The 3,277-nt window shown below is 54.7% G+C and carries 1 tRNA gene and 2 rRNA genes; all 3 read right to left on the bottom strand.

The annotated features are described in order from the left end of the window. Positions 1–4 precede the first annotated feature (4 nt). Positions 5–81, bottom strand: a tRNA-Met gene (locus BW981_RS22045). Positions 82–224: 143 nt separating this feature from the next. Further along, positions 225–339 (bottom strand): 5S ribosomal RNA (gene rrf, locus BW981_RS22040). Positions 340–447: 108 nt separating this feature from the next. After that, a 23S ribosomal RNA gene (locus BW981_RS22035) occupies positions 448–3,253 on the bottom strand. Between the last annotated feature and the right edge of the window lie 24 nt (positions 3,254–3,277).

Here is a 3,277-nt window from a genome sequence, read left to right as displayed (position 1 = left end):
TCAGTGGTTGCGGGGGCCAGATTTGAACTGACGACCTTCAGGTTATGAGCCTGACGAGCTACCGGGCTGCTCCACCCCGCGTCAACGTTTTTGGCTTTGGCGTTCCTTTTGCGGTTATGTCCGCTTTGGGAGCCTTGGCATTGAAACGGCAACGCGGCGGCGACTGAAGTCGACCGCCGCGTTTTTGCGTGTTTGCGATTGTGAAGAGGGGATATCCTTGACAGGCCCGGCAACGACCTACTCTCCCGGGTCTTGAGACACAGTACCATCAGCGCTGAGGAGTTTAACGGCCGAGTTCGGGATGGGATCGGGTTCTGGCTCCTCGCTCAAGCCACCGGGCCGGCGAAGGATATTGGCAAGCATAAGGGTCTTTTGTCAGGGCCCGTCGGTTTGGGCGGGCGCCTGTGATGTTTCGCGTTTGTGGTGTCGCGGACATTGATCATGAGAACGATCAAGCCGATCGAGCAATTAGTACCGGTAAGCTGAACGCATTGCTGCGATTACACACCCGGCCTATCAACGTGGTCGTCTTCCACGGCTCTCAAGGGAGAACTCGTTTTGAGGTGGGTTTCCCGCTTAGATGCCTTCAGCGGTTATCCCGTCCGTACATAGCTACCCTGCACTGCGGCTGGCGCCACAACAGGTCCACCAGAGGTACGTCCACCCCGGTCCTCTCGTACTAAGGGCAGATCCTCTCAATTCTCCTACACCCACGGCAGATAGGGACCGAACTGTCTCACGACGTTCTGAACCCAGCTCACGTACCACTTTAATCGGCGAACAGCCGAACCCTTGGGACCTTCTCCAGCCCCAGGATGTGATGAGCCGACATCGAGGTGCCAAACGATTCCGTCGATATGGACTCTTGGGAATCATCAGCCTGTTATCCCCGGCGTACCTTTTATCCGTTGAGCGATGGCCCTTCCACGCGGGACCACCGGATCACTATGGCCGTCTTTCGACTCTGCTCGACGTGTCAGTCTCGCAGTCAGGCAGGCTTATGCCATTGCACTCAACGAGCGATTTCCGACCGCTCTGAGCCCACCTTCGCACGCCTCCGTTACTCTTTGGGAGGCGACCGCCCCAGTCAAACTGCCTGCCATGCGCTGTCTCGGACCCGGATGACGGGTCGCGGTTAGACATCCATGACGATAAGGGTGGTATTTCAAGGATGACTCCACCAGAGCTGGCGCCCCGGCTTCAAAGTCTACCACCTATCCTACACATGCCGACACGAATGCCAGCGCAAAGCTGCAGTAAAGGTGCACGGGGTCTTTCCGTCTGACCGCAGGAACCCCGCATCTTCACGGGGAATTCAATTTCACTGAGTCTATGCTGGAGACAGCGGGGAAGTCGTTACGCCATTCGTGCAGGTCGGAACTTACCCGACAAGGAATTTCGCTACCTTAGGACCGTTATAGTTACGGCCGCCGTTTACCGGGGCTTCAATTCGGTGCTTGCACACCTCCTTTTAACCTTCCGGCACCGGGCAGGCGTCAGACCCTATACGTCATCTTACGATTTCGCAGAGCCCTGTGTTTTAGTTAAACAGTCGCTACCCCCTGGTCTGTGCCCCCAATGCCTAGTTGCCTAAGCACTGGGCCTCCTTATCCCGAAGTTACGGAGGTAAATTGCCGAGTTCCTTCAGCATAGTTCTCTCAAGCGCCTTGGTATACTCTACCAGTCCACCTGTGTCGGTTTAGGGTACGGTCTAATGTTGGAGCTATTTCCTGGAACCGCTTGGAAGCCAGATCAATCCAATAAGATCTGACAGCGTACGCGATCCGTCACTACCAACTGGCTGAGGAATATTCACCTCATTCCCATCGACTACGCCTTTCGGCCTCGCCTTAGGGGCCGGCTAACCCTGCGGAGATTAACTTTACGCAGGAACCCTTGGACTTTCGGCGACAGTGTCTTTCACACTGTTTGTCGTTACTCATGTCAGCATTCGCACTTCCAATACCTCCAGCAGCCCTCACGGGTCCGCCTTCGTCGGCCTATGGAACGCTCCGCTACCGCTTGCACAAAGTGCAAACCTTAAGCTTCGGCTCGTGGCTTGAGCCCCGATACATTTTCGGCGCAGGAACCCTTGTTTAGACCAGTGAGCTGTTACGCTTTCTTTAAAGGATGGCTGCTTCTAAGCCAACCTCCTGGTTGTTTTGGGATTCCCACATCCTTTCACACTTAGCCACGAATTGGGGGCCTTAGCTGTAAGTCAGGGTTGTTTCCCTCTCCACGACGGACGTTAGCACCCGCCGTGTGTCTCCCGTGCAGTACTTCCGGGTATTCGGAGTTTGGTTAGGATTGGTAATGCGGTAAGCACCCCTCACCCATCCAGTGCTCTACCCCCCGGAGTATTCACACGAGGCGCTACCTAAATAGCTTTCGCGGAGAACCAGCTATTTCCGAGTTTGATTGGCCTTTCACCCCTAGCCACAAGTCATCCGAGACTTTTTCAACAGGCACCGGTTCGGTCCTCCAGTAAGTGTTACCTTACCTTCAACCTGCTCATGGCTAGATCACCCGGTTTCGGGTCTAATCCGACGAACTGAACGCCCTGTTCAGACTCGCTTTCGCTACGCCTACACCTAACGGCTTAAGCTTGCTCGCCAGACTAAGTCGCTGACCCATTATACAAAAGGTACGCGGTCACTCAGGACGAACCTTGAGCTCCCACTGTTTGTAAGCATTCGGTTTCAGGTGCTGTTTCACTCCCCTCGTCGGGGTGCTTTTCACCTTTCCCTCACGGTACTTGTTCACTATCGGTCGCTGAGGAGTACTTAGGCTTGGAGGGTGGTCCCCCCACGTTCAGACAGGATTTCACGTGTCCCGCCTTACTCATGTCCCAACTGTTCGCAGATCCGTACGGGGCTATCACCCATGATGCGTGGTTTCCCAACCACTTCCGGTAACTTACAGTCAGGCACTGGCCTGGTCCGCGTTCGCTCGCCACTACTAACGGAGTCTCGTTGATGTCCTTTCCTCCAGGTACTTAGATGTTTCAGTTCCCTGGGTTAGCTTTGAAACCCTATGTATTCAGGTTTCAATACCTTCTCATGATCTCTGTTAGCTCAAAAACAGACCCGAAAGCCTGTCCTTGGAATAACAGAGATCGAAGGTGGGTTTCCCCATTCGGAAATCCGCGGATCAAAGCTCATTCGCAGCTCCCCACGGCTTATCGCAGCGTATCACGTCCTTCATCGCCTCTCAGCGCCAAGGCATCCACCGAATGCTCTTAAGGCACTTGATCGTTCTCATGATCGATGTCCGCGCA

Source organism: Allobosea sp. TND4EK4, assembly GCF_900156025.1.
Taxonomy (GTDB): domain Bacteria; phylum Pseudomonadota; class Alphaproteobacteria; order Rhizobiales; family Beijerinckiaceae; genus Allobosea.
The sequence above is the reverse complement of the archived record's forward strand: the minus strand, read 5'-3'. Positions and strand labels throughout refer to the sequence as shown.